The 25,936-nt window shown below is 65.2% G+C and carries 21 protein-coding genes; 16 read left to right on the top strand and 5 right to left on the bottom strand.

Features of this window, described 5'->3' with window-relative positions; translation table 11 throughout:
• The first annotated feature begins 107 nt into the window (after positions 1-107).
• The 13 genes from GA566_RS20255 (at position 108) to GA566_RS20195 (ending at position 17,002) form a co-directional block, all read left to right on the top strand.
• A complete protein-coding gene (locus tag GA566_RS20255; RefSeq protein WP_160473850.1) occupies positions 108-1,079 on the top strand; it encodes a transporter in 972 nt (323 codons plus the stop codon).
• 90 nt (positions 1,080-1,169) lie between these two features.
• Positions 1,170-1,514, top strand: a complete 345-nt coding sequence (locus GA566_RS20250; protein WP_137925536.1) for a PepSY domain-containing protein — start codon at positions 1,170-1,172, stop codon at positions 1,512-1,514.
• Positions 1,515-1,603: 89 nt separating this feature from the next.
• Complete coding sequence (locus GA566_RS20245) at positions 1,604-3,244, top strand: tyrosine-type recombinase/integrase (protein WP_237380530.1); 1,641 nt, start codon at positions 1,604-1,606, stop codon at positions 3,242-3,244.
• A 188-nt stretch (positions 3,245-3,432) separates the two neighbouring features.
• Positions 3,433-4,503 carry an HAD family hydrolase gene (locus tag GA566_RS20240; protein WP_160474682.1) on the top strand — a complete coding sequence of 357 codons (1,071 nt, stop codon included), beginning with the start codon at positions 3,433-3,435 and terminating at the stop codon, positions 4,501-4,503.
• A gap of 197 nt (positions 4,504-4,700) precedes the next feature.
• Positions 4,701-5,909 carry a formylglycine-generating enzyme family protein gene (locus GA566_RS20235; RefSeq protein WP_160473849.1) on the top strand — a complete coding sequence of 403 codons (1,209 nt, stop codon included), beginning with the start codon at positions 4,701-4,703 and terminating at the stop codon, positions 5,907-5,909.
• Positions 5,910-5,983: 74 nt separating this feature from the next.
• Positions 5,984-7,729 (top strand): arylsulfatase, encoded by a 1,746-nt coding sequence (locus tag GA566_RS20230; RefSeq protein WP_237380526.1) that lies wholly within the window; start codon positions 5,984-5,986, stop codon positions 7,727-7,729.
• 98 nt (positions 7,730-7,827) lie between these two features.
• A complete protein-coding gene (locus tag GA566_RS20225) occupies positions 7,828-10,455 on the top strand; it encodes a fused MFS/spermidine synthase (protein ID WP_160473848.1) in 2,628 nt (875 codons plus the stop codon).
• A complete protein-coding gene (locus tag GA566_RS20220; protein WP_160473847.1) occupies positions 10,452-11,426 on the top strand; it encodes a MoxR family ATPase in 975 nt (324 codons plus the stop codon). Before GA566_RS20225 ends, GA566_RS20220 begins: the two co-directional genes overlap by 4 nt.
• Positions 11,427-11,442: 16 nt before the next feature.
• The gene (locus GA566_RS20215) at positions 11,443-12,474 is read left to right on the top strand and encodes a DUF58 domain-containing protein (protein WP_160473846.1); all 1,032 of its coding nucleotides are present in this window, start codon (positions 11,443-11,445) and stop codon (positions 12,472-12,474) included.
• On the top strand, positions 12,471-12,986 hold the full coding sequence (locus GA566_RS20210) for a DUF4381 domain-containing protein (RefSeq protein WP_160473845.1): 516 nt from the start codon (positions 12,471-12,473) through the stop codon (positions 12,984-12,986). The genes GA566_RS20215 and GA566_RS20210 overlap by 4 nt, the downstream gene beginning before the upstream one ends.
• Positions 12,973-13,971, top strand: coding sequence for a VWA domain-containing protein (locus GA566_RS20205; RefSeq protein ID WP_160473844.1), 999 nt, complete (start codon positions 12,973-12,975; stop codon positions 13,969-13,971). Before GA566_RS20210 ends, GA566_RS20205 begins: the two co-directional genes overlap by 14 nt.
• The gene (locus tag GA566_RS20200) at positions 13,971-15,629 is read left to right on the top strand and encodes a VWA domain-containing protein (RefSeq protein WP_160474680.1); all 1,659 of its coding nucleotides are present in this window, start codon (positions 13,971-13,973) and stop codon (positions 15,627-15,629) included. Before GA566_RS20205 ends, GA566_RS20200 begins: the two co-directional genes overlap by 1 nt.
• Entirely contained in the window at positions 15,629-17,002 is a 1,374-nt protein-coding gene (locus GA566_RS20195) for a BatD family protein (protein ID WP_160473843.1), read from the top strand. The genes GA566_RS20200 and GA566_RS20195 overlap by 1 nt, the downstream gene beginning before the upstream one ends.
• On the opposite strand, the gene GA566_RS20190 is transcribed toward GA566_RS20195, so the two are convergent.
• Positions 16,989-17,945, bottom strand: coding sequence for a tripartite tricarboxylate transporter substrate binding protein (locus GA566_RS20190; RefSeq protein ID WP_137925545.1), 957 nt, complete (start codon positions 17,943-17,945; stop codon positions 16,989-16,991). The two genes, GA566_RS20195 and GA566_RS20190, sit on opposite strands and share 14 nt — an antisense overlap.
• A 26-nt stretch (positions 17,946-17,971) precedes the next feature.
• A complete protein-coding gene (locus GA566_RS20185; protein WP_160473842.1) occupies positions 17,972-19,108 on the bottom strand; it encodes a mandelate racemase/muconate lactonizing enzyme family protein in 1,137 nt (378 codons plus the stop codon).
• A gap of 343 nt (positions 19,109-19,451) precedes the next feature.
• On the opposite strand from GA566_RS20185, the gene GA566_RS20180 reads away from it, so the two are divergent.
• The gene (locus GA566_RS20180) at positions 19,452-20,447 is read left to right on the top strand and encodes a LacI family DNA-binding transcriptional regulator (protein ID WP_160473841.1); all 996 of its coding nucleotides are present in this window, start codon (positions 19,452-19,454) and stop codon (positions 20,445-20,447) included.
• Positions 20,448-20,464: 17 nt separating this feature from the next.
• Here GA566_RS20180 and GA566_RS20175 read toward each other — a convergent pair whose 3' ends face one another.
• Positions 20,465-21,052 (bottom strand): histidine phosphatase family protein, encoded by a 588-nt coding sequence (locus GA566_RS20175; RefSeq protein ID WP_160473840.1) that lies wholly within the window; start codon positions 21,050-21,052, stop codon positions 20,465-20,467.
• Positions 21,053-21,221: 169 nt separating this feature from the next.
• Here GA566_RS20175 and GA566_RS20170 point away from each other — a divergent pair, with 169 nt between their 5' ends.
• Positions 21,222-21,863, top strand: a complete 642-nt coding sequence (locus GA566_RS20170; protein WP_160473839.1) for an FMN-binding negative transcriptional regulator — start codon at positions 21,222-21,224, stop codon at positions 21,861-21,863.
• 79 nt (positions 21,864-21,942) lie between these two features.
• Here GA566_RS20170 and GA566_RS20165 read toward each other — a convergent pair whose 3' ends face one another.
• On the bottom strand, positions 21,943-22,749 hold the full coding sequence (locus tag GA566_RS20165; protein ID WP_160473838.1) for an SDR family oxidoreductase: 807 nt from the start codon (positions 22,747-22,749) through the stop codon (positions 21,943-21,945).
• Between the two features lie 146 nt (positions 22,750-22,895).
• On the opposite strand from GA566_RS20165, the gene GA566_RS20160 reads away from it, so the two are divergent.
• A complete protein-coding gene (locus GA566_RS20160; RefSeq protein ID WP_160473837.1) occupies positions 22,896-23,837 on the top strand; it encodes a GlxA family transcriptional regulator in 942 nt (313 codons plus the stop codon).
• A 30-nt stretch (positions 23,838-23,867) separates the two neighbouring features.
• Here the strand turns inward: GA566_RS20160 and GA566_RS20155 are convergent, their stop codons facing one another.
• Positions 23,868-25,841 (bottom strand): phosphatase PAP2 family protein, encoded by a 1,974-nt coding sequence (locus GA566_RS20155; protein WP_160473836.1) that lies wholly within the window; start codon positions 25,839-25,841, stop codon positions 23,868-23,870.
• Between the last annotated feature and the right edge of the window lie 95 nt (positions 25,842-25,936).

Genomic DNA, 25,936 nt, shown 5'->3' with positions numbered 1-25,936 from the left:
ACGGGCAAAGAAGACTGAATTCCAATTGCCCGTGAATCTGCGAGGATGCTGTATTCGCCTCACAACGGGCGCCTGGCGCCCGAAGCAGCCCCTTCAGGAGAGACAGCATGAAACGCGTAAGTACCGCGATTCTCGGCGCAATGGCCGCAGGCGGACTTTGGCTGTCCCCGATTGCACACGCGACGGAAGGGGCGTTGGGTCGGCCGGTGGCCGGGACCAATGTGTCGGCGAATGCGGGCGTGATTCCGGACCAGCCGGTCTGGATTGCCAATCTCCAGCAGATCTATCTGGACGGTTCGATCGACGGGGCGCGCCAGATTCCGATTGGCGGACGTACCACGGCCGGTATCGACGCCAAGGTCGCGTTGACCTTGGCCACCATCATGAAGGTCTGGGATACCGGCCCCGGCGCGTGGAATTTTGCATCGAGCTTCACGCTTCCCTATGTGTGGACGACCGTGCATACCAGCGCGACGTTCGCCGGCCCTGGTGGCGGGTCGTTCTCGCGCGGGTCGTCGGATCGTGCATCGAATCTCTACGACATCTATTTCAGTCCCATCGTCGCGGGTTATCACTTCTCGAAGACCAGCCACATGGCGTTGAGCTTCAACGTGTGGGCGCCGACCGGGCACTACGACAAGAACGCGCTGGCCAATCCCGGCTTGAACACCTGGACCTTCGTGCCCCAGGTGGTATACACGCACCTGATGCCGCAATACGGACTGGAGTTCAACGCACTGGCCGCGTTCCAGTTCTACACCCGCAATTCGGCGACCGATTACCAGAACGCGCCGTTGTTCACGCTCGATGTCATGGGTGTCAAGAAATTCGGCAACTGGGGTGCCGGTCTCGTGATGGGCACGGTGCAGCAACTCGGCAACGATTCCGGTCCGGTGGCAGATCGCCTGAACGGTTTCCGGGGACATGACTTCGCGCTGGGTCCGATCATTACCTACGACACCAAGCTCGGTGGCAAGGCGCCGTTGTCCCTGAGCCTGCGCTGGGTGCCCACGGTCAGCAGCAAGAACCGGCTGGACAGCACGGCCACGGTACAGGCGACGGCTACACTCGTATTCTGAGCGCGCCTTGTGACCTGAAACAAAGAGGCGATCTACCGCGCTGGCATCATCGAATGCAGGGTTTTTCTGACGCTGCATAGGGTGATTGCCATGAAAGTTTTTCGATTTTCCCACTTGGTGTCTGTCGCCGCGCTGGCAGGCGCCACCGCATTTGCGGGTGTGGTACATGCCGATAGCGATGGATACGGCGCTCGCGCCGCGCTGCGCACCGGAGACATCGTGCCGATCTCGCGGGTGCTGGATACGGTGACGCGTCAGTACAACGGCGACGTCATTGAAATCAAGCTCGATCGTGATCACGGCCGCTGGACCTACGAGGTTGAAATCGTGCTCCCCAATGGCGCCATTGCCGAACTGGAGTACGACGCCCGCGACCTGAAACCGCTCAGCGCGTGGGGCCACGAACTGGAAAAAGCCCGCAAGCCGGCTGGATAAGGCCACGGCATCGGGCGGGCATGGCGGCGGCGCGCCTCGGGTATCATCGCGCCTTTCGTTTTTTCTTCGCGCGTCGCTGCCGTTTCGCCTTGTCACAAGCTGTACCTCATGCCGGCACATCGATCCGCCGGCGCCAACGCCCGGCCGTTGCGCCCGCGCGTCAACTGGGTCCTCATCATTTCGCCTTCTATCGCGGTCATCTGCAAGGGCTGGAACTTGGGCGGCTGTCTGCCCGGTATCTCGGGCAGGGTCTTGATCTGCGCCAGGCTCGCTCGACGCTAGGCTGGATCGAGGATGAACTGGCGCGCGGCGTCAGGCGACTGGCCACACGGCCCCGGCAGGATGGCGAGGCCACGTTGCTGACGGAGTCGGTCTGGCTGGCGCTGATCCGTACCCGGCCGCAGGAAACGGTAACGGCGCGTCAGGTTCGCCAGCGCAAGTTGCTGCGCGCGCTCGATGCCTTGCAGCCTTTGCTGCTGGTGCGTCCGCTGCCGGGCGACGCCGTGGCTGGCTGGTTTATCCCTGCTGTTGCCGAGAAGCTCGTCGCCGCCGGTTGGCATACGCTTGATGCATTGCGCGCAGCCATCTCCGACGATCCGCGACAGTGGTATCGCCATGCTCGCGGAATCGGCGTAGCCACCGCGCAAGACATCGAGGCGTGGCTGCAGGATCAATCATTCGCCGTTTCGACGATGGGCTTGGCGTCCGTGGCACCGCTGGAGACGCTACGGCAGGGACCCGCACAGGCCGATGCAGCGGCCATCGAAGCCTGGCTGGATCACTATCTGCCCGAGACAAGTCATACGTGGCGAGCCTATCGCACGCAGGCGGAGCGCTTCCTGCTCTGGACGGTGCATGCGCGGGGCCGGGCACTGGCCGACCTGACTGCGGAGGATGGCAGCGCCTACACCGGCTTTCTTGCCGATCCGCAGCCTGCCGCGCAATGGGTGGGCAGGCGTGGCACACCGCGCGACCGTCCCGAATGGCGTCCGTTCGAGGGGCCGCTGTCGGCAGCAAGCGTCCGCCATGCCGTCAAGATCGTCAAGGCGTTATGCGCGTGGCTGGTGGAGCAGGGGCGATTGACAGCCAACCCGTTCCAGTCCGTGCTGCCAGCGCCGGAGCCCGCGCCACGCATCCGCGCAGAGCGCAGCTTCAGTGCGGTGCAGTGGCAGTACCTGAAAACGTTCGTCTCAACCCTCGACGCCGACGATCCTCGCACGGTTCGCCTGCGTTTCATGCTGCGATTTGCCTACGCCACCGGCTTGCGGATATCGGAACAATCCCGGGCGACCGTGGCCGATCTGCGGATGAATGACGGCTGGACGCTCGACGTGCCGGGCGCCCGCACGCGTACCGTGACGCTGCCAGAAACCGTGATCGATGCCCTGCGCGACCACATGGAAGCACGCGGCCTGGGACGCGATATCGAACGCCTGCCGGCGACGGCCCCGCTGATCGGCCGTATCAAAGATGCCCTCAGCGATGCGTCGCTGTCAGTGGCGCAGGTGGCGGCCATCTGGAAGCGCTGTTTTGCACAAGCCGGCAAGTCCCTGGCGACTGGTGATGCCAAGGGCGCGGCGCAACTGGCACAGGCCAGCGCGCACTGGCTGCGTCACACGGCCGGCGCACATGCGCTGGCGCGCGGCATGAGCCGCAAAGCCGTGCAGCAGCAACTTGGCCACGCGTCGATAACGACCACCGCAGCCTATGCGGACCCCGCATTGCACTGAGCGGGCGCGTCGTCGCCACGATTTCTTTTAGATCTCCATCGAAAACTTTTCATTCCCTGTGCAAGGGCCTGCCGCCCATACTCTGCGAGTCATATGGGCCGGGCGCGCCGCATTGGCGCCGGCGCTGTTAACGGTACGGAATGGAGAACATGGTCATGGACGGAAATGGGAAGGCCGCGCTGGGTTGGATGAAGGGTCGGACAACGCGTGGTTCAGGCGCGCTGGCAGCGGCGGCAATCGCCGCTTCGTTGCTGGGGGCACTGGGCGGTTGTGCATCGGGCACGGATACCACGAGCGCGAGCGAAAGCCAGGCCATCCAGGCCACCTCACGCGCGAGTGCCACGGCGCTGCCGTCCTGGCGCGATAGCAAATCCCGTCAGGACATCGTCAATTTTGTGGAACGGGTCACGCGGCAGGGCTCGCCTGACTTCGTGCCGCCCGCCGAGCGCATCGCCGTATTCGACAATGACGGTACGCTCTGGAGCGAGCATCCGCTGTACTTCCAGTATTTCTTCCTGCTCGATCAGGTGAAGGCTGCCGCGCCGCAGCATCCCGAATGGAAAAACGATCCGGCGTTCAAGGCGATCATGGCGAACGATATCGCTGGCGCCGCCAAGGAAGAAAAACGCCTGCTGAGCCTGATTGCGCAAGTCAGCGGCGGCATGACCGTGGATGCGTACGACAAGACCATCCGCAACTGGCTCGACACTGCCCGGCATCCCACGCTCAATCGTCGCTTCACCGATCTGGTTTATCAGCCGCAACTGGAACTGATGAATTACCTGCGCGCGAACGGGTTCAAAACCTTCATCGTGTCGGGCGGCACGCTTGAGTTCATGCGGCCGTGGTCCGAGCGGGTGTACGGCATTCCGCCCGAGCAGGTGGTGGGTTCGACCTACGGCATCACCTACACCATGCGCGACGGCCAGATGACACTGGTGCGCGGACCAAAGATCGAATTCATCAATGATGGCCCGGGCAAGCCGGTGGGCATCTATCGACATATTGGCCGGCGCCCGATCCTGGCCGTGGGGAATTCGGACGGCGACCTGCAGATGCTGCAGTACACCATGGCCGGTGCCGGGCCACGCATGGCAGTGCTCGTGCATCACGACGACGCCCAGCGCGAGTTTGCCTATGACCGCAAGACCTCGATCGGCACGCTCGACAAGGCGCTGGACGAAGCCGGCAAGAAGGGTTGGACCGTGATCAGCATGAAGCAGGACTGGAGCCAGATCTATCCGGCTGCGCGACCCTGAGCGATGGGCCAGGCGCGGCATGTGGTGCGGAATCCTCCACAAAAAAAGCGTAGCGCCTGCCGCGCGCGATTTACCAAATAATTTAATTCACTCGCTCTCACGTTCAAGAAAGTGTGACTTCTGATTGTGCTGGTCATCTGACATGATTTCTTTGCCCGCACAGGGGCAGGTGGCTTGTACGTCAGGAGGCTTCGCCGATGAGGGGACGCGCTGTAGAGGGTGGTCAGCACGCAGGACGTAGCCGCAGTCGGCGCATTCTCGTCGGCGCGCTGCTTTGCTTCGGCGTCGCAGCGGGCGCCGGTGCCAGCTACTGGTATGCGCAAGGCCGGACGCCAGTGGCGCAGGCCATCCTTGTAGGCGATGGCAAGACGGGGCCGGTGGGCATGGTGCGCGTGCCCGGTGGCGAATTCCTGATGGGCAGCGACAGCAAGATGGCGCAGCCCAACGAAAAACCCGCACACAAGGTGCAGGTCCACGCCTTCTGGATGGACCAGCATCACGTCACCAATGCCGAGTTCCGCAAGTTCGTCGAGGCAACCGGCTACGTGTCGACGGCGGAGCGTAAGCCTGACTGGGAAACGCTGCGCGTCCAGTTGCCTCCCGGCACGCCCCGTCCGCCCGATAGCGCGATGGTGGCAGGCGGCATGGTCTTTGTCGGCACGGCACGGCCTGTGCCATTGCAGGACTACTCGCGCTGGTGGCGCTATGTGCCGGGCGCCAACTGGCGTCATCCGGCGGGCCCCGGCAGCTCCATCGAAGGCAAGGACAACCATCCCGTGGTGCAAGTCTCGTACGAGGATGCGCAAGCCTATGCCAAATGGATCGGCAAGCGACTACCTACCGAGGCGGAGTGGGAGTTTGCCGCGCGAGGCGGGCTGGAGCAGGCCACCTACGCCTGGGGCGACCAGTTCGCGCCCGATGGCAAGCAGATGGCGAATGTCTGGCAGGGCCAGCAAAGCCAGCCGTTTCCTGTGATCAGCCCCAAGGCCGGCGGTGCCCTTGGCACCAACCCCGTCGGCACGTTCCCACCTAACGGCTATGGCCTGTCCGACATGACGGGGAATGCGTGGCAATGGGTGGCCGACTGGTATCGCGCCGACCAGTTCCGGCGCGAAGCCGTCAGGGCGCAGCCCATATCGAATCCAGACGGCCCAGTGGCGTCATGGGACCCTTCCGAGCCAGGTGTGCCGGTCACCGCGCCCAAGCGTGTGACGCGGGGCGGCTCCTTCCTCTGCAACGAAGACTATTGCCTGAGTTATCGACCCAGCGCACGGCGCGGGACCGATCCATACAACAGCATGTCGCACCTGGGCTTCCGCCTGGTGCTGGACGAAGGGCGCTGGGCCGCGATGCAGCGACAGGCGCCGATTGCCATGGGTGCAGGGGCGGGGCCGACGGAACGTTAGCGCTGTGCCACGCCTCGCATGCTGCATGCAGGTTGAAACCGCTGGACTACCGGGAGCATGAATTGAAAAGACGAATGGTGACATCCTCGGCAAGGAGTGGGGCGCGCCTTGCGATGGTGGCCGCTGCGGTTGCCATCATGGCAATCGCCGGCTGCAAGAAGGCGGACGAGTCCGCGAAACAGGCCCCGGCCGCGCAGTCGCCAACCCCGGCCGCTGCTACCGCGCCGGCGACTCCCGCGACCACCGTGCCGGCCCAGCCGCCAGCGCAGTCCAATCTCCCAGTCGCGCCAGATGCTGCTTCCGCGCCCACTGCCGTCAACACCTCGGGCAAGAAGCCCAACATCCTGGTGATCTTTGGCGATGACATCGGCCAGACCAACATCAGCGCCTACAGCATGGGCGTGCTGGGCTACCGTACGCCGAACATCGACCGCATTGCCCGTGAAGGGATGATGTTCACGGACTACTACGCCGAGAACAGCTGCACGGCGGGCCGCTCGTCGTTCATCACCGGCCAGTCCCCGCTGCGCACCGGCTTGTCCAAGGTGGGCGCGCCCGGCGCCACCGTGGGCCTGCAGGCACGGGACGTGACCATTGCCGAAGCGCTCAAGCCGCTGGGCTATGCCACCGGCCAGTTTGGCAAGAACCACCTTGGTGATCGTGACGAGTACCTGCCCACGAAGCACGGCTTCGACGAGTTCTACGGCAACCTGTATCACCTGAATGCCGAGGAAGAACCGCAGCGCCCGTACTGGCCCAAGGACAAGAACGATCCGTTCGTGAAGAACTTCTCGCCGCGTGGCGTGCTGCACTCCACGGCAGACGGCAAGATCGAGGACACCGGGCCGCTGACCACCAAGCGCATGGAGACCATCGACGACGAGACGACGGACGCGGCGCAGAAGTTCATCACCAAGCAGGTGCAGGCGGACAAGCCGTTCTTTGTCTGGATGAACACCACGCGCATGCACGCCTATACCCATGTGCGGGAGTCGATGCAGGGCCAGAGCGGCATGCCGGGCAACGAGTATGCCGATGGCATGATGGAACACGACGGCGATGTGGGCAAGCTGCTCAAGACGCTGGACGACCTGAAGGTGGCGGATAACACCATCGTTATCTACACCACCGACAATGGTCCCAACCAGTGGTCCTGGCCAGACGCTGCCACCACGCCGTTCCGCAGCGAAAAGGACACCAACTGGGAAGGCGCGTTCCGCGTGCCGGCCATGGTCCGGTGGCCGGGCAAGATCAAGCCGGGCACGGTCAGCAACGAGATGTTCTCGGGTCTGGACTGGTTCCCGACGCTGCTGGCTGCGGTGGGCGATGGCGATGTCAAGGACCGGCTGCTCAAGGGCGCCTCGCTGGGCAGCAAGAACGCCAAGGTCCATCTGGATGGCTTCAACCAGTTGCCCTACCTGACGGGTCAGACCAACACGGGTGCGCGCAACGAGTTCTATTACTTCAACGACGACGGCGTACTTGTGGCGATGCGTTACCAGAACTGGAAAGTCGTGTTCTGCGAGCAGACCACGCCGGGCGGCTTCCAGGTCTGGCAGGACCCGTTCAAGTGCCTGCGCGTGCCGAAGGTCTTCAACCTGCGCATGGATCCATACGAGCGCGCGGATATCGTCTCCGACCAGTACAACGACTGGCTGGCCAAGAATGTCTATCTGACGGAGATCGCGACAATGAGAGCTGCGGCGTTCCTGGAGACTTTCGTCACCTATCCGCCGAGCCAGCGTCCGGCCAGCTTCAGCATCGATCAGATTCGGGAGGATGTTGACCGGCGGATCGCGGAGGGGGCCAAGAAGAAATGATGGCTTCTGTGTTTGTCATCGGGCCGTCGGAGTGTGACGGCTGTTGAAACCGGCGAAGGCCCGCGTTCGCGCGGGCCTTCGCACGAATGATCCAGTTCATGATCGAATCCCATGCGGCGGCGGGCAGCCTCCACGGAAAGCGTGGTCGGCGGGGGCAATCGGCAGGCGCCGATATACGGACATCCACGGCGGTGCGGCGGGACGGTACGGCCGATCCGATGTGGCGCTGGGCAACCGTCCTCCTGTTTGCGTCCGGCACGGCCGGACTGACTTACCAGATCGTGTGGATTCGCCAGTTGTCACTGGTAGTCGGTGTCGATGTCCACGCGGTGACCACGGCGGTGAGCGCGTTCTTTGCCGGTCTCGCGCTGGGCGGATGGCTGATTGGCCGAATCGCCGATCGCCACGCCGATCCGATGCGGCTCTATGCCTGGCTGGAGGTAGCGGTGCTGGTGCTGGGCATCGGTGCCACGGTGGCGTTGGCGCATGCCGCCATGCCGTTCGCGTGGCTGGAGCAGCGCACGGGCTGGTTCGCGTGGGTCATCCCGTTCGTTCTGGTGATCCTGCCCGCTGCCGCCATGGGCGGGACACTGCCGGCCCTGATGCGCGTGGTGATGCGGGATGGCTCGGGCGTCAGCACGCATGGCGGCCGGCTGTATGCCGCCAACACGGCGGGCGCGATTGCCGGCACGCTGCTGGCCGGGTTTGTGCTGGTGCCGTTGCTGGGCATTCTGGGTAGTGCGGTGGCGGCGGGTTTTCTCAATGGGGTAGCTGCGCTGGTGGCATGGCGACTGGCCGGGCGCGCTCATGCAGGGACGGCCCCCGTCCAGGCAGATCCGTCGGTGGCGGGCGTCACGAGGGGCGACGTTGCCAGCGGGAAGTTGGCGCTGCTCCTGTATGCCGCCGCTGGCGGGATTGCGCTGGGCTACGAGGTGGTCTGGTCGCAGGCCATCGTGCAATTTCTCAGTACGCGGACCTTCGCCTTTACCGTGGTGCTGGCAACGTATCTGGCCGGGCTGGCGATTGGCAGCGCGCTGGCCGCACGTCATGCCGGGCGCGTGCGTGACCCGTGGGGCGCGTTCGGCCTGCTGGTGGCAGGTGCGGGGCTGGTGGCGCTGCTGGAGTTCGTGTTGCTGGGCGAGTGGCTGCTGCGGGCACAGGGCAGTCTCTCGGCCTGGGTGCAGGGCCTGACGGCCAGCCCGTTGATGGCGGCCTGCGCCAGCTTTGCGCTGGCGGCGATGTGCGTGGTCTTTATCCCCACGTTGCTGCTGGGCGCGGCATTCCCGTTCGTGCTGCGCGTGAGCGTCGATGGCCGTCGCGTCGGTGCAGGCGTGGGCGCTGTCGTGGCGCTCAATACGTTGGGTGGTATCGCTGGCACGGTGCTGGCCGGTTTCGTGCTGGTGCCGCAACTCGGGTTGGTCAGGACGATGTCGGTGCTGGCGGTGGCGGCATCGGTCATCGGCATCACGGCGGTTGCGCTGGGCCGTGACGTGCGACCCATGGCACGCTGGGCAGTGCCGATGCTTGGCGTACTGGCGGTGATCGCCGCCGCGATGGCCCCGGTGGACCGGCTCGCCTCGTTGCTGGCGCGTGCTCGCGGCGGCGAACTGGTGTTCTACGAGGAAGGGCGCGGCGCCACCGTGGCGGTGGTGGAGCAGACGTCTTCGCAGAATCGCTTCAAGCGCCTCTATATCCAGGGTGTATCGAATTCCGGCGATGCGATGACGTCGCTGCGCTATATGCGATTGCAGGCGCTGTTGCCGCTGATCGTTCACAACGGCACGCCCAAATCCACGCTGGTGATCGGCCTGGGCACCGGCATCACGGCGGGTGCCACGCTGGCGTGGCCGGGGCTGGATCACCGCGTGGTGGCCGAGCTGCTGCCGCCTGTGGCGCGCGCGGCTTCACAGTTCGCGGGTAATTTTGGCGTGGCGGACGATCCACGCATGGACATCCGCTTGCGCGATGGCCGGCGCGAACTGCTGCGCAGCGCCCAGCAATATGACCTGATCACGCTGGAGCCGCCGCCCCCGTCGGCGGCAGGCGTGGTGAATCTCTACTCGACCGATTTCTATCGGCTTGCGGCCGCGCGGCTGCAACCGGGCGGGCTGGTAGCGCAGTGGCTGCCGTTGCCGACGCAGAACAACGAAGACACGCGCATGCTGGTGCGCAGTTTTCTGGACGTGTTTCCGCACGCCATGCTCTGGACCACCGAGCTGCACGAAATGATGCTGGTGGGTTCGATGTCGCCGATCACGCTGGATGTGGCACAGATTCGCGCGCGCTTTGCGCAGCCGCAGGTGGCGGCGGCGTTGCAGGCCGTGGGCATACGCTCGCCCGAGGCGCTACTGGCAACCTGGGTGACGGATCGTGCCGGACTGGACTGGTACGCGGCCGATGCCCCCGCCGTGACCGACGACCGTCCCCGCATCGAGTACGCGGGCTGGGTGCGGCGGGATGCGTTCCCCGAAACGTTATCGGCACTGCTGGCGTTGCAGAGCGAGCCGCCGCTGGCCGGTGCCGATGACAACCTCTGGCGCACGCTGCGGCACGAGCGCGAAGTGCTGCACACCTTCTACCGCGCTGGGCTCGATGCCTATCGTGGCGACCGCCAAGCGTGGGCCAGCCATATCACGCAGGCCGTGCGGGCCGATCCCGACAATCCTTACTACGCGTGGTTCGTGGGCGGCAGATCCGCACGGGCAGAGCCGGGGAGGAAACCATGAGTACGCGCGACGATGTACTGGCGCTGCAGCAGCGCATGGGCGAATCCATCGTGGGCCAGCAGCGCATGATCGAACGTCTGCTGCTGGGCTTGCTGGCTGACGGACACCTGCTGGTGGAAGGGCTGCCCGGTCTGGCCAAGACTCGCGCGATCAAGATGATGGCGCGCAACCTCGATGCCAGCCTGTCGCGCATCCAGTTCACGCCGGACCTGCTGCCTGCGGACATCACGGGTTCCGAGGTGTATGTCTCCGAGGGCGGCAAGAGCGAGTTCCGTTTCCAGCGCGGTCCGATCTTTGCGAATCTGGTGCTGGCCGACGAAGTCAATCGTTCACCGGCCAAGGTGCAGGCCGCATTGCTCGAAGCCATGGAAGAGCGTCAGGTCACGGTGGGCGGCACCACGCACAAGCTGGAGCCGCTGTTTCTGGTGATGGCGACGCAGAACCCGATCGAGCAGGAGGGCACCTATCCACTCCCCGAGGCCCAGATGGACCGGTTCCTGATGCATATCGGCGTGGGCTATCCGGAGGCGGATGCCGAGGCCGATATCGTCCGGCTGGCGCGGCAGGAGGAAGCCGGGGCCGGGGCGAGTGGTCAGGCGCAAGCGATACGGCTGGCGCCGGCCACGATCTTCTCGGCGCGGGCGGAGATCCACGAGGTACATGTCAGCGACGCCGTGGCGCGTTACGAGGTGGCACTGGTGCAGGCCACGCGTACCCCCGCGCCGGTGGATGACGACCTCGACAAGTGGATCCAGATCGGCGTGAGTCCACGCGGATCGATCGGGCTGGACAAGGTGTCGCGTGCCTACGCGTGGTTGCACGGACGGGATTTCGTGACGCCCGAGGACGTACAGGCGGTGGTGCACGACGTCTTTCGGCATCGGCTCATCCTGTCATACGAGGCGCACGCCGCTGGCATTGGTGCCGATGCCGTGCTCGACCGCCTGGTGCAGCGGGTGGCGGTGGCGTGAAGGCAGGGAGATGCCGATGCGCTTGCCTTTCCGTGCCATCGCCCGCGCCGCGCCCGCCGCCAGGCATGGCGAGGTCTCGCAGGTATCCCAGCCCGCAGCCGGTGTCAGCGTGGACGTGGCTGCGCTTGCGGCGCTGGAAGCTGCGGCGCGAGACTTCCATTTTCAGTCGCGCCAGCCCGGCCACAGCGTGCTGGCCGGGCGTCACGCGTCCAAGGTGCGGGGACGTGGCCTGAGCTTCGAGGAAGTGCGCCTCTACCTGCCCGGTGACGATATCCGCAGCATGGACTGGCGCGTGACCGCGCGCACCGGCCAGCCGCACGTGCGTGTCTACACCGAGGAGAAGGATCGCCCGGTGCTGTTGGTGGTGGACCAGCGCATCAACATGTTCTTTGGCAGCCGGCGGGCGATGAAATCTGTCAGCGCAGCCGAAGCAGCGGCGCTTGCCGCGTGGCGCGTGCTGGCCGAGGGCGACCGCGTGGGCGGCATCGTGTTCGGCGACGAGGGGGCCGAGGTATTCGTGCCGCGCCGCAGCCGCGATGCCGTTCAGCAATTGCTGGGCGGCATCGCGCGCTTTAACCAGTTGTTGCGCGCCGATGCCCGGGCAGGGCGCTCGGCAGCGCAACTCAATGCGGCGCTGGAACGCGCCGTCAGCATGGCGCGCCACGACTGGCTGATCATCGTCATCAGCGATTTCGACGGCCACGATGCCCGCACGCGTGACCTGATGCTGCAAATGGCCGCGCACAACGACTTGCTGACCATCCTGATTCACGATCCGTTCCTGAGCGAGTTGCCGGCCTCGGGCCAACTGGTGGTCAGCGACGGAGAATTGCAGGTGGAACTGGGCTTCGGCCATGCCGCTACGCGACGCAGCATTGCGGGATTCGTCGATGAACATGCCAGGGCGCTGCTCGACTGGCACCACGCCATCGGCGTGCCGCTGTTGCCGCTCTCGGCTGCCGAGGAGACCGCGCTGCAACTGCGGCGTCTGCTGGGCCGCCCGCTGCAGCAGGCGCCAGCACGGCAACGCATGGGAGTGGCGCGATGAGTCTCACGCACAGCACGGCGGATGGCGCGGAGGTGCCCACCCTTGCGACGTTGGCCGATGTGGTCACGCCGCCGCCGCCATCGTGGATGCCGCAGACCATCGGCTGGCCGATTGTGGGTGTCTTGCTGCTGTTGCTGCTGGCGTGGATGGCTGGGCGTGCGCGGCGACGCTATCGCGCCAATCGATATCGCCGCGAGGCACTGGCCGAGCTGGGCACGCTCGATCCCGCCATGCAGGCCGCTACGTTGCGGCACATGGCGGCATTGCTCAAGCGCACGGCATTGGCCGCGTGGCCCCGCACGGAGGTGGCCAGTTTGACCGGAACGAGTTGGGTGGCATTCCTGCAGGCGCACGCCGGATCGGCGAAGGACGCGGTGCCAGTGCTCTCGGCGTTGGTCCACGACGCGGAGTATCGCGATGACACCGTGCTCGCGCAGTGGCCCGTCGCACAGGTGCAGGCCGTGGCTGGCGCGTGCCGACGCTGGATTGCGGAACACCATGTACCAGTTTGACTATCCGTGGGCATTTGTCCTGCTGCCGCTGCCATGGCTGCTGTGGTGGTGGCTGCCGCCGTATCGCGAGGAAAGCCCGTCGGTGCGCCTGCCGTTCTTTGGCGAGGTGGCGCGTGCCGCCGGCCTGACCCCCGCCAGTGGCGCGGTGGTGCCGCGTCGCAACCGGCTGCAATGGGTGCTGGCGCCGATGGCGTGGGTGCTGGTCATTACCGCATTGGCCCGGCCGCAGTTTCTGGAGGCGCCCATCGAGAAGGTGCAGCCGGCGCGCGATTTGCTGATCGCGCTGGATCTCTCGCAATCCATGGATACGAAGGATTTTCGTGATCCGTCCGGAGCGCTGATTCCGCGCGTGGCGGCGGTGCGGCAAGTGGTGAGCGGATTCGTGAGCAGGCGGCCCGGTGACCGCATCGGCCTGATCGTGTTTGGTGACGCGCCATATCCATTGGCGCCGTTCACGATGGACCACCGGCTGGTGCAGACGCTGATCGGTGATCTGCTGCCGGGCATGGCTGGACCAAGCACCGCACTGGGCGACGCCATCGGGCTGGGCATCAAGATGTTCGAGCACAGCGACGCCCCTGAAAAAGTGCTGATCGTGCTGACCGATGGCAACGACACCGCCAGCCGCATGCCGCCGGAGCGCGCCGGGGATATCGCGAAAGCACGCAAGGTGGTGGTGCATACCATCGGCATTGGCGACCCCAATGCGACTGGCGAGGAGAAGGTCGATCTCGGCGTGTTGCAGCGCGTGGCTGCGCAGACCGGTGGCAGGTACTTCTTCGGTGCCGATCAGGCGGGGCTGGAGACGATCTACGCCACGCTCGATCAAATTACGCCGCATCGGCAGAAAACGCTGTCATGGCGCCCGCGACGCGAACTGTTCATGTGGCCGCTGGGCGGCGCGCTGGCGCTGGTGCTGTTGTATCAGGCGTTGATGTTCGGATACTCGATGTGGGCATCGCGCCCGCGTCGCGCGCTGGAATGATGCCAGCCATGCTCGATACGCTCTCGCACTTTCATTTCCTGCGTCCCTGGTGGCTGCTGGTGTGCGTGCCCGCCGTGTGGCTCGTGTGGGCGGTGCAACGTCGTGGCGATGTGCGCAGGCGCTGGCGCAAGACCATCGCGCCGCACCTGCTCGATGCCCTGATGATCGGCGAGCGTCACCGGGTGACATGGCGGCCCGTGCATCTCGTTGCGCTACTGCTCGTGCTTGGCGCGGTGGCGTTGGCGGGCCCGAGCTGGAAGCAGGAAAGGCCGCCGTTCCTCGACGACCGCGCCCCGCTGGCGATTGCCGTGGACCTGTCGCGCAGCATGGATGCCGAGGACGTGACGCCTACGCGGCTGGAGCGCACCAAACTCAAGATCAAGGCGCTGCTCAAGCGCCGTGACGGTGGCCGTACGTCGCTCTATGCATACGCGGGTTCGACGCATCTGGTGCTTCCGCTGACGGACGATGCCCAACTGCTGCAGACCTTTGTGGATGCCTTGCAGACCCGCATCATGCCAGTGCCGGGACGAGACATGGCTCAGGCGCTGCGCACCATCGACGCCGATCTGGCGCGCGAACCCGTGCCTGGGACCATCCTCTTCATCACCGATCAGGTGGACCCTGCCGCTGCGTCAGCCTTCCGTGCGCAGGCCGGCAGCGGTCGCAGCCAGCCGGTGTTGCTGGCCATCGGCACGGAGCAGGGCGGCCCGCTGCGCAATGTCGGGGGAGGCGAGGGGAGTGTTGTCGAACAGGATGGCGCGCCGATGTTCGCACGGCTGGACGTGGCGGCGTTCAAGCGCTTCGGCGATGACAGCGGGATACCCGTGGCCACGTTTACACCGGGCAGCGACGATGACGTGGCCTGGGTACAGCGCCATGTGGTGGCGCATCTGGAGCGTGTGCAGGCTGGCGACCGTACGCGCTGGGCCGATGAGGGCTGGTGGCTGATGCTGCCGATCACGCTGCTGGCGATGCTCTGGTTCCGCAAAGGCTGGACTGTCCGCTGGATCACCGGGTTGCTTCTCGCCGTTGTACTGGCTGCGCCGCAGCAGGGCCTCCACGCGCAAGAGGCTGCCGAAGCCAGGCGCCAGTGGCATTTCGCAGACCTGTGGCTCACGCACGATCAGCAAGGCCGCCTGGCCTTCGAGCGAGGCGATTTCGCGCACGCTGCGAAGCTGTTCGACGATGCCATGTGGCGTGGCATCGCCCAGTACCGCGCCGGCCAATACGCTGAGGCGGTGCAGAGCTTTGCACGGGTCGATTCTCCGCAAGCCCTATACAACCAGGGCAATGCGCTCGCACGGCTGGGTCAGTACGCACAGGCGGCGGCGCGTTATCGACAGGCGCTCAAACGCCAGCCCCAGTGGCCGGCTGCCACAGCCAATCTGGCGCTGATGGAGACGCTGCTGAATCAGCAGAAACCAAAGGACAAGCCCGATCCCGACGATCAGGAGGAACCCCCCGACATCCCGCCGGATGCGGTCAAGCTCGATGCCGAGAAGCCTCCGCCGCAGCAGGGTGGAAAGTCCATGCGCATTGGCCCGGCGCAGGACGCCGAAATGTGGATGCGCGCCATCCAGGTCACGCCGACTGATCTGCTGCAACGCAAGTTCGCCTTGCAACGCGGGCAGCCCGCCCCTGAGCAGAAACCGTGATGCAACGACATCTCGCCGCGCTGCTCCTGACCGTGTTTGCATGCCTGCTGCCCATCGTGGCGCTTGCCGCTGCCGAACCCATCATCCGCGTCGAGGTCGGCGCGCAGCAACCCGTGCGCGTGGGCCAGCAGGTCAGCATCGATGTCACCATCCTCGCGCCCAACTTCTTCATGTCGGCGCCGGCCTTCCCGGTGTTGCAGGTGCCAGGCGCGGTGGTCACGATGCCCGACGAGCGCGCGCTGAACAGCACGGAAACCATCAACGGCGTGGCCTATGCGGGCATCCGCAAGTCCTACGCATTCACGGCCGAACAGGATGGCGATTTCGAGCTGCCAGCCACGACGGTGCGGTTCACCTATGCGGACGACAACGGCGCACCGCGCGAAGGCAGCGTCAGTTTCCCGCCGACCCGCATTCGCGCGGGCGCTGGCGGCACTGTGAACGCAGGCGGGCCGAAGCAGCCGCTGGTCCCGGTAGCACGGCTGGTGGTGACGCAGGCACTGGACCACGCGCTCGACAAGGGCTCGGTGGCCCTGCGCAAGGGCGATGCGCTGGTGCGTACCGTCACGACCTTCGCGCCACAGACGCAGGCGATGCTGATCCAGCCGCCGCATGCGCCGGCGCCATCGGGTGTGCGCGTTTTTCAGGCCGATCCGCGCCTATCGGACAACGCCAGAACCACGGCGGGTCCGGGCGGTACGCGCGTGGACACCATCACCTATGTCTTCGAACGCACCGGCAGCTATGTGCTGCCACCCGTGACGGTCGATTGGCTGGACCCGGCCACGGGCCGCCCCGCGACTTCGCAAGCGGCGGCCATCAAGGTGGAGGTATCGTCGGGGCACGCGGACGGAGCGCTGGCGCCGGATGGCTCCGCTTTCGGGTGGCTGGGCGAAGGCGGCTCGTTCTGGCGAATCGTGATTGGATGCGTGTGTGTGCTGTTGGCCGCGATGGTGGCCATGCTGGCGTATCGGCATGGTCGTCCGATGCTGGCGCGATGGCGCCAGTGGCAGGCCGAACGTTCGCGCCGTCGCGCAGAAAGTGCCGAGTTTCGGCTGGCTTCGGTGCTAAGGGCTTGTGCGGCAAGCGATGCAGCAGCGGCCTATCTGGCACTCGGTGATTGGACCCGTGCGGCACATGGCATGCCGCTCGACGTCTGGGCAGCCTCGACGGGCGATGCCTCGCTGATGGAGGCGGTGACAACACTTCAGCGACACCTGTACGGCGCGAGGTCCGAATCAGATGTGTGGAATGGCAAGCCGCTGGCGGAGGCGTTGCAGCGTCATGCCGCAACGCCGCAGACGCGTCGGCATCCGCCAGCCGCGTCTGCGTTGCCTCCCCTCAATCCTGCCAAGGCAGTCAATCCGCCGTGATGTTGCCGGTCTGGATCACCTTCTTCCAGCGCGCGAACTCCGACGCCTGGAACGCCGTGAACTGCTCCGGCGTGTTGGCCACCACTTCAAAGCCCAGTTCGAGCAGCTTGGGCTTGACCGCCGGATCGTTCAACGCAGCCACTGTGGCGCTGTGCAGCTTGGCCTTGATATCGGCGGGCAGGCCCTTGGGGGCGGCGATGGCTTGCCATGAGTACACGGTCACGCCCTTGTAGCCGAGTTCTTCCATGGTGGGCACATCCGGCAGGATCGGGGAGCGCTTGCTGCTGGTGATGGCCAGCGCGCGCAACTTGCCGCCTTTCAGATGCGGCACGGCCGTGTTGATGTTCATGAACGTGGCATCCACCTGGCCGCCGAGCAGGTCGTTCAGCGCCGGTGCGCCGCCCTTATACGGCACATGGGTGCCGGTGGTATTGGTCTGCTGCCAGAACAGTTCGGCGGTCAGATGATCGCTGGTGCCATTGCCAGCCGAGGCGAAGGTCATCTTGCCCGGATTGGCCTTCTCGAAATTGATCACGTCCTGCAGGGACTTGTGTGGCGATGCCACGGGCACGGCCAGGACGTTGGGCGCTTGCACGGCCACGCTGATGTAATCGAAATCCTTGGTCGGATCGTAGCCAGCGGTCTTGGTCAGGTGCGGACCGATCACGAACGGACCCAGCGACGAGACGAACAGCGTGTAACCGTCGGCCGGCGCGCGTTTGGCGGCGGCGGCACCGATCATGCCGGCTGCGCCGGGGCGGTTGTCCACCACGAAGCTGCCGCCGAACGTCTGCTGGAACTTCGCGCTCAGGATGCGCGCGACGTTGTCGGTGGACCCCCCCGGCGGGAATGGGACGATCATCGTGACCGGCTTCTCGGGCCATGCGGCGTGGGCGCCGGCCATTGTGGCGCCCAGCAACAGCGATACCAGAAGTTTCTTCATGGGTTGTCTCCTCTTGTGGTGTTGGCTTATGCGTTGAACTCGGCCTGCTCGCGCGTCCAGGCGCGGGCCTGTTCGCTGACAGTCAGCCCCAGGCCGGGGCGGGTGGGCACCTTGATCCGGCCATTGCCGATCTCAAGACGCTCGTTGAACAGCGGTTCCAGCCAGTCGAAGTGCTCGACCCAAGGCTCGCGCGGATAGGCTGCGGCCAGATGGACGTGCAGTTCCATGGCGAAGTGGGGGGCGATCATCAGGCCCGCGTGGTCGGCCAGTGCGCAGACCTTCAGGAACGGCGTGATGCCGCCCACGCGCGGCGCGTCGGGCATCAGGTAGTCAGCGGCGCGATGGCGGATCAGGTCCCAGTGCTCGGCGGCGCTCGTCAGCATCTCGCCCGTGGCGATCGGCGTGTCGAACTGTTGGGCCAGCGCGGCGTGGCCTTCGTGGTCGTAGGCGTCGAGCGGTTCCTCGATCCAGACGAGGTTGAATTCCTCGAAGATGCGGCACATGCGCTGCGCGGTGGGGCGGTCCCATTGCTGGTTGGCATCGACCATCAGCGGCACGGCGTCGCCCAGCTTCTCGCGCACGGCGGACACGCGCTGGATATCGATCTTGCCATCGGGCTGGCCGACCTTGAGCTTGATACCGCCGATGCCACGCTCCACGGACGCCGCGGCGTTGACCAGCAATTGATCGAGCGGCGTGTGCAGGAAGCCGCCCGAGGTGTTGTAGCACCGCACGGAATCGCGGTGCGACCCCAGCAGCTTGGCCAGCGACAGGCCCGCGCGCTTGGCCTTGAGATCCCACAACGCCACGTCGAACGCGCCGATGGCCTGCGTGGAGAGTCCGCTACGGCCCACCGAGGCGCCAGCCCAGCACAGCTTGTCCCAGAGCTTGGCAATATCGCTCGGGTCTTCGCCAATCAGCGTCGGAGCAATCTCGCGCGCATGCGCGAACTGGCCCGGGCCACCGGCACGCTTGGAATAGCTGAAGCCCAGCCCCTCATGGCCATTCGCCGTGCGGATCTCGGCGAAGAGAATGGCTACCTCGGTCATCGGCTTCTGACGGCCCGTCAGCACCTTGGCATCGCTGATCGGCGTGGCCAGCGGCAGGTAGCAGGACGACAGGCGAATGGATGTGATGGCGTCGGCGGCGGGCAATGCGGTCATGGGATATCTGCTTCCTGTAATCAATCAGCGCGATGTCTGAGACTTCCGACATCGTATGACATCGTTGTCAAAAAAGGGCCGGAGTCCGGCCGGTACGTGTTGCCCAGGCGTTGCTATACTCCGGCCCGCCTGATGCATCACACCCTGTTGCGGCGCACAATATGCGCGAAATCCCCGCTTCATCCTGAAGGCGATGCCGGGGAAGACAGCAGGTCCGGAGAATGCTAACGTTGTCATTTTCATCGGTCAATCGCTATCGCGGCACTTGGCCTCATCGTTTACCCGCGACGCCCGGGGTCGGGAAGTGGGTCGCAAACAGGGTCGCAAGGCCCACTGAACACGCATGTCTGAAACATCCAGCGGCAAGTCCGTCACGCTGCACGACGTGGCACGCGAGGCCGGGGTCTCGCTGATCACCGCGTCACGCGCGCTCAGTAATCCCGGATTGGTGTCGGCCAAGACCATCGCCCGCGTGCAGGAAGCAGTGGCGGCAACCGGCTACATCCCCAATCTGCTGGCGGGTGGCCTGAAGTCCCGCCGCAGCCTGACTGTGGCGGCGCTCGTCCCCAACATCGCCGTGGCGCAGTTCATTCCCACGGTCAAGGCGCTGACCGATGCGCTCGATACGGCTGGCTATCAGTTGATCCTGGGCCAGACGGGGTACGACCATGCGCGCGAGGAAGCGCTGCTGGGCACCATGATCAGCCGACGACCCGATGGCATTGTGGTGACGGGCCTCGTCCATGCGCAGACATCGCGCGACCTGCTGCGGCGTTCCGGTATTCCCGTGGTCGAGACCTGGGACCTGAGCGATCGGCCCGTGGATATGGCCGTGGGCTTTTCGCATCTCAAGGTGGGCAGTGCGGTGGCTGGCTATTTTCTGGGGAAGGGGTGGCGGCGCTTCGGCATTGCCACTGGCGACGATCATCGCGCGGCCGTGCGCCGCGAAGGCTTTGTCTCGACGCTCGGCCATGATGTGCCCACCGTGCGAGTGCCATCGCCCAGCAGTCTCGGACTGGGGCGCCAGGCGCTGCGCGAACTGCTGGCACAGGACCCAAGGATCGAAGCGGTCTTCTGCAGCTCCGACCAACTCGCGCAAGGCGTGATGGAAGAAGCCCGCGCACGCGGCATGCGTGTGCCGCAAGACCTTGCAATCTGTGGTTTCGGCGATGCCGATTTTGCGGCGGACATGGCGCCAGCGCTGACCACGGTGCAGATCGACGGCGCGGCCATCGGCCAGCTTGCGGCGGATCTGGTGCTGACGCGCTGCCGTGGAGAGACGGTGAGCACGCCGGTGGTGGATGTGGGGTTCAGGATTGTGGAGCGGGGGTCGACTTGAAGCGATGGCCTTGCGCTTCAGGAGGTCAGCGCAGGAAACTCCGTGGCCTTCTTCACGTCGCCCTTGGCCGGCAGTTCAATCAGCACGCCCCCGGCACTTTCAGCGTTGTGTCCGGTGAGCGCCGTGATGACAACCTGATGTGTCACGAACAGATAGGGGCCGCCACGCGGATCGAGTCCATCGATGTAGCGGGATAGTTTTTGCATCTGCGCATCGCGCGTGGCGCGGTCGGCATTGAAGAACGAGTTCAGTAGCGGCTCGGTTCGCACCGGTCCGAGGTTCATCAACTGCGCGGTGTCCTGGCAACGGCACCACGCGCTGCTTGCGATGAACGTGGGACGGAACCCTGCGGCTTTGAGGCGCTCGCCCAGCAGCTTCGCCTGGCTGCGGCCTTCTGCGTCGAGATTGCGCTGCGTCGCACAGTCGCCGGGCTTGAAATGATCAGGATCGCCTACACCCGGCGCACGAGCGTGGCGCAGGACCAACAATGTGCCCGGCTTTCCTAGCGCCGCCGGCAAAGCGGTGGTCTGCGCGCGGGCCGGCGTGAAAGCCATCGACAGCCAGATAGCGGGCAGGGCGCATAGCAGGTGACGGCGGGTTGGCATGAGGACGGCTCCATCGCGGCGTGTCTTTCAAGATAGGCGATGGGGCCGGATGGCGACCAGGGTGGGGCGAAAGTGGTCCGGCAAATCTGCCACAAACTGGCCCTGTGCGACAAGCCAGTTTGCTTGCAAAATGGCTCCCGTCCCTAGAACACACAGAACGCTGTCCGCCATGTATATCCCCGCCCATTTCGAGATCGCCACCCCCGAGGCGATGCACGCCCTGATCGCCAGTCATCCGTTCGGCACGCTGGTCACCCACGGCAAGAGTGGTCTCGACGCCAATCACATCCCGTTCGAACTCGAAGCCAGCCACGGCACGCACGGTCTGCTCAAGGCCCACGTCGCGCGCGCCAATCCGGTCTGGCAGGACGTGGCGAATGGCGCCGAAGTCATGGTGATCTTCCGTGCCGGCGATGCCTATATCTCGCCGAACTGGTATCCGAGCAAGCACGAAGCCCACAAGCAGGTGCCCACCTGGAACTATCAGGTCGTCCACGCCCATGGCCGCATCACGATCCACGACGACGAACGCTACGTGCGCGGCGTGGTGGCGCGGTTGACCCGTACGCACGAAGCGACGCAGCCCAAACCGTGGCGCATGTCGGATGCCCCGAGCGATTTCATCGACACGATGGTCAAGTCCATCGTCGGCATCGAAGTCGAAATCACGCGGATGGAGGGCAAGGCAAAGCTCGGCCAGCACAAGGAGGCAAGGGATATCCGCGGGCCGGGCGAGGCGCTGGTGGCGCTGGGCAAAACGGAGATTGGTGAAGCGATGCTGGAGAGGGCGGCGGGGAAGGAGCGGGGGTAAGGGTTGCGATGATCGCCTCTCCCGCAAGCGGGAGAGGCGATCATCGGCGTCAAGCAGTTGAGCCGTATGCCGGCGAGGTTCACGCGAGGTAGCGCGGCGCCGGGGTGTTTTGCGACAGCACCCCGGACATTGCCTGACGCGCTGCCTCATAAGCTTGCCAGTGCTCGATCGCGTGCAGCGACGGGATCGTGATGAGTTCACCACGTTCGAAGCCAACCAGCGCCGCATCTACCATATCGGCCGCAGGCATCACGATTGATTGGTCGAGGTGTTCCACCGGCAGGCCGCCGGTTTCCCAGAAGTCCGTCGCCGTTGCGCCCGGCAGCACGGCCTGCACGCGCACACCCTTGCTGGCGAGTTCGTGATGCAGTGACTGGCTGAAGGCCTGCACGTAGGCCTTGCTGGCGCCGTACACACCGTTAAGCACTTCCGGCGCGATGCCGACAATCGACGCGATGTTGATGAACGCGCCCTTGCCGCGTGCGACGAAGCCCGGCGCGGCGGCATACGTCAGGCGCGTCAGCGCCGTCACGTTCAGTTCGATCATGCGCGTCATCTGTTCCACATCACTGTCGAGCAACGGAGTATGCGTGCCGATGCCGGCGTTGTTGACGAGCAGCGTGATGCTGGCGTCGGTACGCAGCTTGTCTTCGACGTTGGCAAGCGAGGCGCGGTCGTTGAGGTCGGCGGGCAGCACTTCCACGGCGCGGCCGGTCTCGTCGGAAATGCGGCGTGCGAGGGCGTCGAGCTTGTCGCGGCTGCGGGCCACCAGGATCAGGTCATAGCCGCGGCGGGCGAGTCGGTCGGCGTAGATGGCGCCGATGCCCGACGATGCGCCGGTAACAAGTGCGGTGCCCAGGTGTTGCGTGCTGGTTTGCTGCGTCATGATCGAGACTCCATGCTTGGGGTTCAAGGTAGTTCGGATGCGGGGCATCCATGTGAAGCATGGTAGGGGAGGGAGCGCGTGACTGAAATGACGTATATAGTCATGTTTTCGGTCATCGCCGGTCATCGCCTTTCTGGAGGTTCGTCATGCATCGCGTTGGATTTCTTTTGCCGGATGGCTTCCAGGTCATGACGCTGGCCGCACAAGCCGTCTTCGAGTACACCAATCTGTCGCTGGGCGAGCCGATATACCGGATCGAGAACTACTCGATACAGGGCGGCATGCTGCGGTCATCGCTTGGCATGGCTGTGGAGACGCGGCCCGCCAGCATGCGCCTGGCCGTGGACACCTGGATCGTGGCCGGTGTGGGCGATCCGGTTGCCACCCAGAGTACCGGGCCGATGCGCGAGTTCGTGGGAAAGGTGGCGGGCAAGGCGCGTCGTGTGGCGTCGATCTGCACGGGCGCGTTTGTGCTGGCGGAATCCGGCCTTCTGGCTGGACGCCGTGCCACCACGCATTGGGCATTTGCGCGCGATTTGCAGCGGCTGCATCCCGACGTTCGCGTGGAAGAGGACCGCATCCACATCGTCGATGGGCCGATCTGGACCTCGGCCGGGATGACCGCTGGTCTGGATCTGGCACTGGCGATGGTGGAGAAGGATTTCGGTGCCGAGATGGCGCGCTCCGTGGCGCACAAGCTGGTGATGTACCAGCGCCGGTCAGGCGGGCAGTCGCAGCATTCCGAGTTGCTGGAGCTTGCGCCGAAGTCCGACCGCATCCAGAGTGCGCTCGAGTTCGCGCGCAAGAATCTGCATCGGCCCCTGACTGTGGAAGATCTGGCCGAGTCCGTGCATCTGAGTCCGCGCCAGTTCAGCCGCGTGTTTACGGCCGAGACAGGACAGCCACCGGCCAAAGCCATCGAGAAACTGCGGCTGGAGGCGGCGCGGCTGATGATCGAGCAGAGTCGCCATCCACTGGACGTGGTGGCAAAGGAAACCGGTTTCCGGGATCGCCGTCACCTGCGCGAGGCGTTCGTGCGCGGATTTGGGTTGCCGCCGCAGGCAGTGCGGCGGGAAGCGCGCGGCTGAGCACCGCGCGCTTTTATCGCTACCGCTTCATTAGCCGTCGATGCGCACCTGCACGCCATTGGCCGTGTAGATCGGCGTGACCTTGTAGCCATCTACGGCCACGGCGGTGAACTGGCCCTTGATGCTGCTGCCCGTCATGATGGCGACGGTATCGCCGGCCTTCGGCGCATACCCGTTGACGAACGCCACGCGCAGCGTGCCGCCAGCAATCGTCGTCAGGCCAGCCACGGTCATGCGGCCCTGGCCGTTGGGGCCCACGCGCAGGTCGAGCGTGGTGTTTGCCAGTTGGGTGTACTTGCCGGCGATGGCCACGCTGGCCGGGGCGTTGATGATGACGGAGCCGGCGCCGAGGTAGACATCGCCCGTGCCGAAGGCATTCACCGAAGCCGCTTCGAGCGCGCCGCCTGCCACCTGCGTGCCGCCGGAATACGTGTTGGCGCCGCCGAGCTTCAGGTTGCCGGTGCCCTTGAGCGTGAACTTGCCCGAGCCGCCGATGTTGTTGCGCCAGAGGTCGGCCGCGTGGAAGCCGCCGAGCGTGGCATCCATCGTCACCACGACATTGCCGTTGAAGGCGCCGTAACCATCGCCAGCAGCGAACAGGTTCAGGCGGCCCCAGCCTTCGGCATCGTCCATGACCGGATAACCCGAAGCAATCTCAGTGGTCTTCAGCACCACGCGGCGTTGATCGGCGCTCAGGTACGGGAAACGGGTTTCCAGCATGACTTCCGCCCCCTTGGGTACGACCGGCTCCAGCGTGGCCGAGCCGATCTGCGGGAAGCCGAACGTCATGCGGCGATTGAAGTTGGCCTTGTTGGTGGCGTAGTCGGTGAAGCGGTCATTGGCCGCCGTGCCCGACTGCGCGAACGTGCGGAAGGTGGCCGGCGTGGTGCCCGTGGCGGCCATCAGCGCCGTGTGGGCCTGCGTATAAGCGCTGGCCTTCAGCGCGGCGTTGGCCGGGATGTACAGGTTGGCGGCAGCCGAAGCAATGCCGAGCATACGGCCGCCGATAACGTCGAGCGGCGAATGCATGCCGGCGAGGATGCGGTTCTCACCGAGTTCCATGCCGCGCGTGAGCATTTCCTGGAAGCGTTCCGGCACCAGGTAGGCCATGACCACGGCATTGCGCAGCGCTTCGGCGGTATGGCCGCTGACAAAGCCGCCGTCGTTGTTGGGAGTCGGGCTGATAGCCGGCACCAGGGTCGGCGCCACCACCACGCTGCTGCTCCAGCGGTACGGACGTGCGTACTTGTAGAAGCGCTTGTTCGGCTCGGTCGAGGCATTGTCGCCAACCTTGTTGACCATCGTGATCACATCGCCGAACGTGGCATTGGCAGAGCCGGCCACACCGACGTTGTTGCCGCCATCGTCGTACTTGATGGTTGTGGCGTCAGCCGGGATGCTCGTGATCGTGGTGGTCTGCTGGGCGGCGGCGCGCCATGCAGCAGTGAGCGGACCCATGCCATCGGTCACGCTGTAGTTCTTGCCGCGGCGGTCGTCGTAGTAGGCAGCCTCGGCCTGCGCAGCCGTGCGTGCCGTGGTGGCGTCGATCACGTACTGGACGTTCGCGTTGTGGATGGCAGCGTTGACCACCGTGCCGCCCGGGGTGCCATCGCCTGGCAAGCCCGTCCATGACGAAGCCACCACCGCCGGGAACGCGCCGTCAGCCGGCGCCGTCTGCGCGGCATCGACGATACGCGTCAGCGGCTCCCACACGTTCAGGAATCCTTCCATCAGCCGCACACCGGAATTCGTCTCCAGCGTGGCGTACTTCGCTACACCGCGCTGGTTCGACGCGATGTCGTCCACAAACGGGGTCACCGAAGCTTTGACGGGCGCGCTATCCACGAAAGCCGGATCTGCCGGCGCGGCAGGCACGGCCAGCGGCGTGGTCGTCGTGCCACTGCTCTGCGTAGTGTTGTTGTCATCGCCGCCACAGGCGCCGAGCAGCAGGGCAAAACAGGCGACCGCGATGGCCGAGGGCATTCCGGGGGTGGAGAAAGACATGCTGGGTCCTTAAAAGACGGCAATGGCCGTCGAAAAGGACGCAGTTTGATCAAACAATGTTGCGGAAATATGTACTTTGATGCACTTGGTTGGAT

This window comes from Cupriavidus sp. SW-Y-13 (genome assembly GCF_009793345.1).
GTDB lineage: Bacteria > Pseudomonadota > Gammaproteobacteria > Burkholderiales > Burkholderiaceae > Cupriavidus.
This window is presented reverse-complemented; position numbering and strand designations above follow the sequence as displayed.

Coding starts and splice junctions, on each gene's coding strand:
- GA566_RS20255 (WP_160473850.1), top strand. CDS start 108: ATGAAACGCGTAAGTACCGCGATTCTCGGCGCAATGGCCGCAGGCGGA.
- GA566_RS20250 (WP_137925536.1), top strand. CDS start 1,170: ATGAAAGTTTTTCGATTTTCCCACTTGGTGTCTGTCGCCGCGCTGGCA.
- GA566_RS20240 (WP_160474682.1), top strand. CDS start 3,433: ATGAAGGGTCGGACAACGCGTGGTTCAGGCGCGCTGGCAGCGGCGGCA.
- GA566_RS20235 (WP_160473849.1), top strand. CDS start 4,701: ATGAGGGGACGCGCTGTAGAGGGTGGTCAGCACGCAGGACGTAGCCGC.
- GA566_RS20230 (WP_237380526.1), top strand. CDS start 5,984: ATGGTGACATCCTCGGCAAGGAGTGGGGCGCGCCTTGCGATGGTGGCC.
- GA566_RS20225 (WP_160473848.1), top strand. CDS start 7,828: ATGATCGAATCCCATGCGGCGGCGGGCAGCCTCCACGGAAAGCGTGGT.
- GA566_RS20220 (WP_160473847.1), top strand. CDS start 10,452: ATGAGTACGCGCGACGATGTACTGGCGCTGCAGCAGCGCATGGGCGAA.
- GA566_RS20215 (WP_160473846.1), top strand. CDS start 11,443: ATGCGCTTGCCTTTCCGTGCCATCGCCCGCGCCGCGCCCGCCGCCAGG.
- GA566_RS20210 (WP_160473845.1), top strand. CDS start 12,471: ATGAGTCTCACGCACAGCACGGCGGATGGCGCGGAGGTGCCCACCCTT.
- GA566_RS20205 (WP_160473844.1), top strand. CDS start 12,973: ATGTACCAGTTTGACTATCCGTGGGCATTTGTCCTGCTGCCGCTGCCA.
- GA566_RS20200 (WP_160474680.1), top strand. CDS start 13,971: ATGCCAGCCATGCTCGATACGCTCTCGCACTTTCATTTCCTGCGTCCC.
- GA566_RS20195 (WP_160473843.1), top strand. CDS start 15,629: ATGCAACGACATCTCGCCGCGCTGCTCCTGACCGTGTTTGCATGCCTG.
- GA566_RS20190 (WP_137925545.1), bottom strand. CDS start 17,945: ATGAAGAAACTTCTGGTATCGCTGTTGCTGGGCGCCACAATGGCCGGC.
- GA566_RS20185 (WP_160473842.1), bottom strand. CDS start 19,108: ATGACCGCATTGCCCGCCGCCGACGCCATCACATCCATTCGCCTGTCG.
- GA566_RS20180 (WP_160473841.1), top strand. CDS start 19,452: ATGTCTGAAACATCCAGCGGCAAGTCCGTCACGCTGCACGACGTGGCA.
- GA566_RS20175 (WP_160473840.1), bottom strand. CDS start 21,052: ATGCCAACCCGCCGTCACCTGCTATGCGCCCTGCCCGCTATCTGGCTG.
- GA566_RS20170 (WP_160473839.1), top strand. CDS start 21,222: ATGTATATCCCCGCCCATTTCGAGATCGCCACCCCCGAGGCGATGCAC.
- GA566_RS20165 (WP_160473838.1), bottom strand. CDS start 22,749: ATGACGCAGCAAACCAGCACGCAACACCTGGGCACCGCACTTGTTACC.
- GA566_RS20160 (WP_160473837.1), top strand. CDS start 22,896: ATGCATCGCGTTGGATTTCTTTTGCCGGATGGCTTCCAGGTCATGACG.
- GA566_RS20155 (WP_160473836.1), bottom strand. CDS start 25,841: ATGTCTTTCTCCACCCCCGGAATGCCCTCGGCCATCGCGGTCGCCTGT.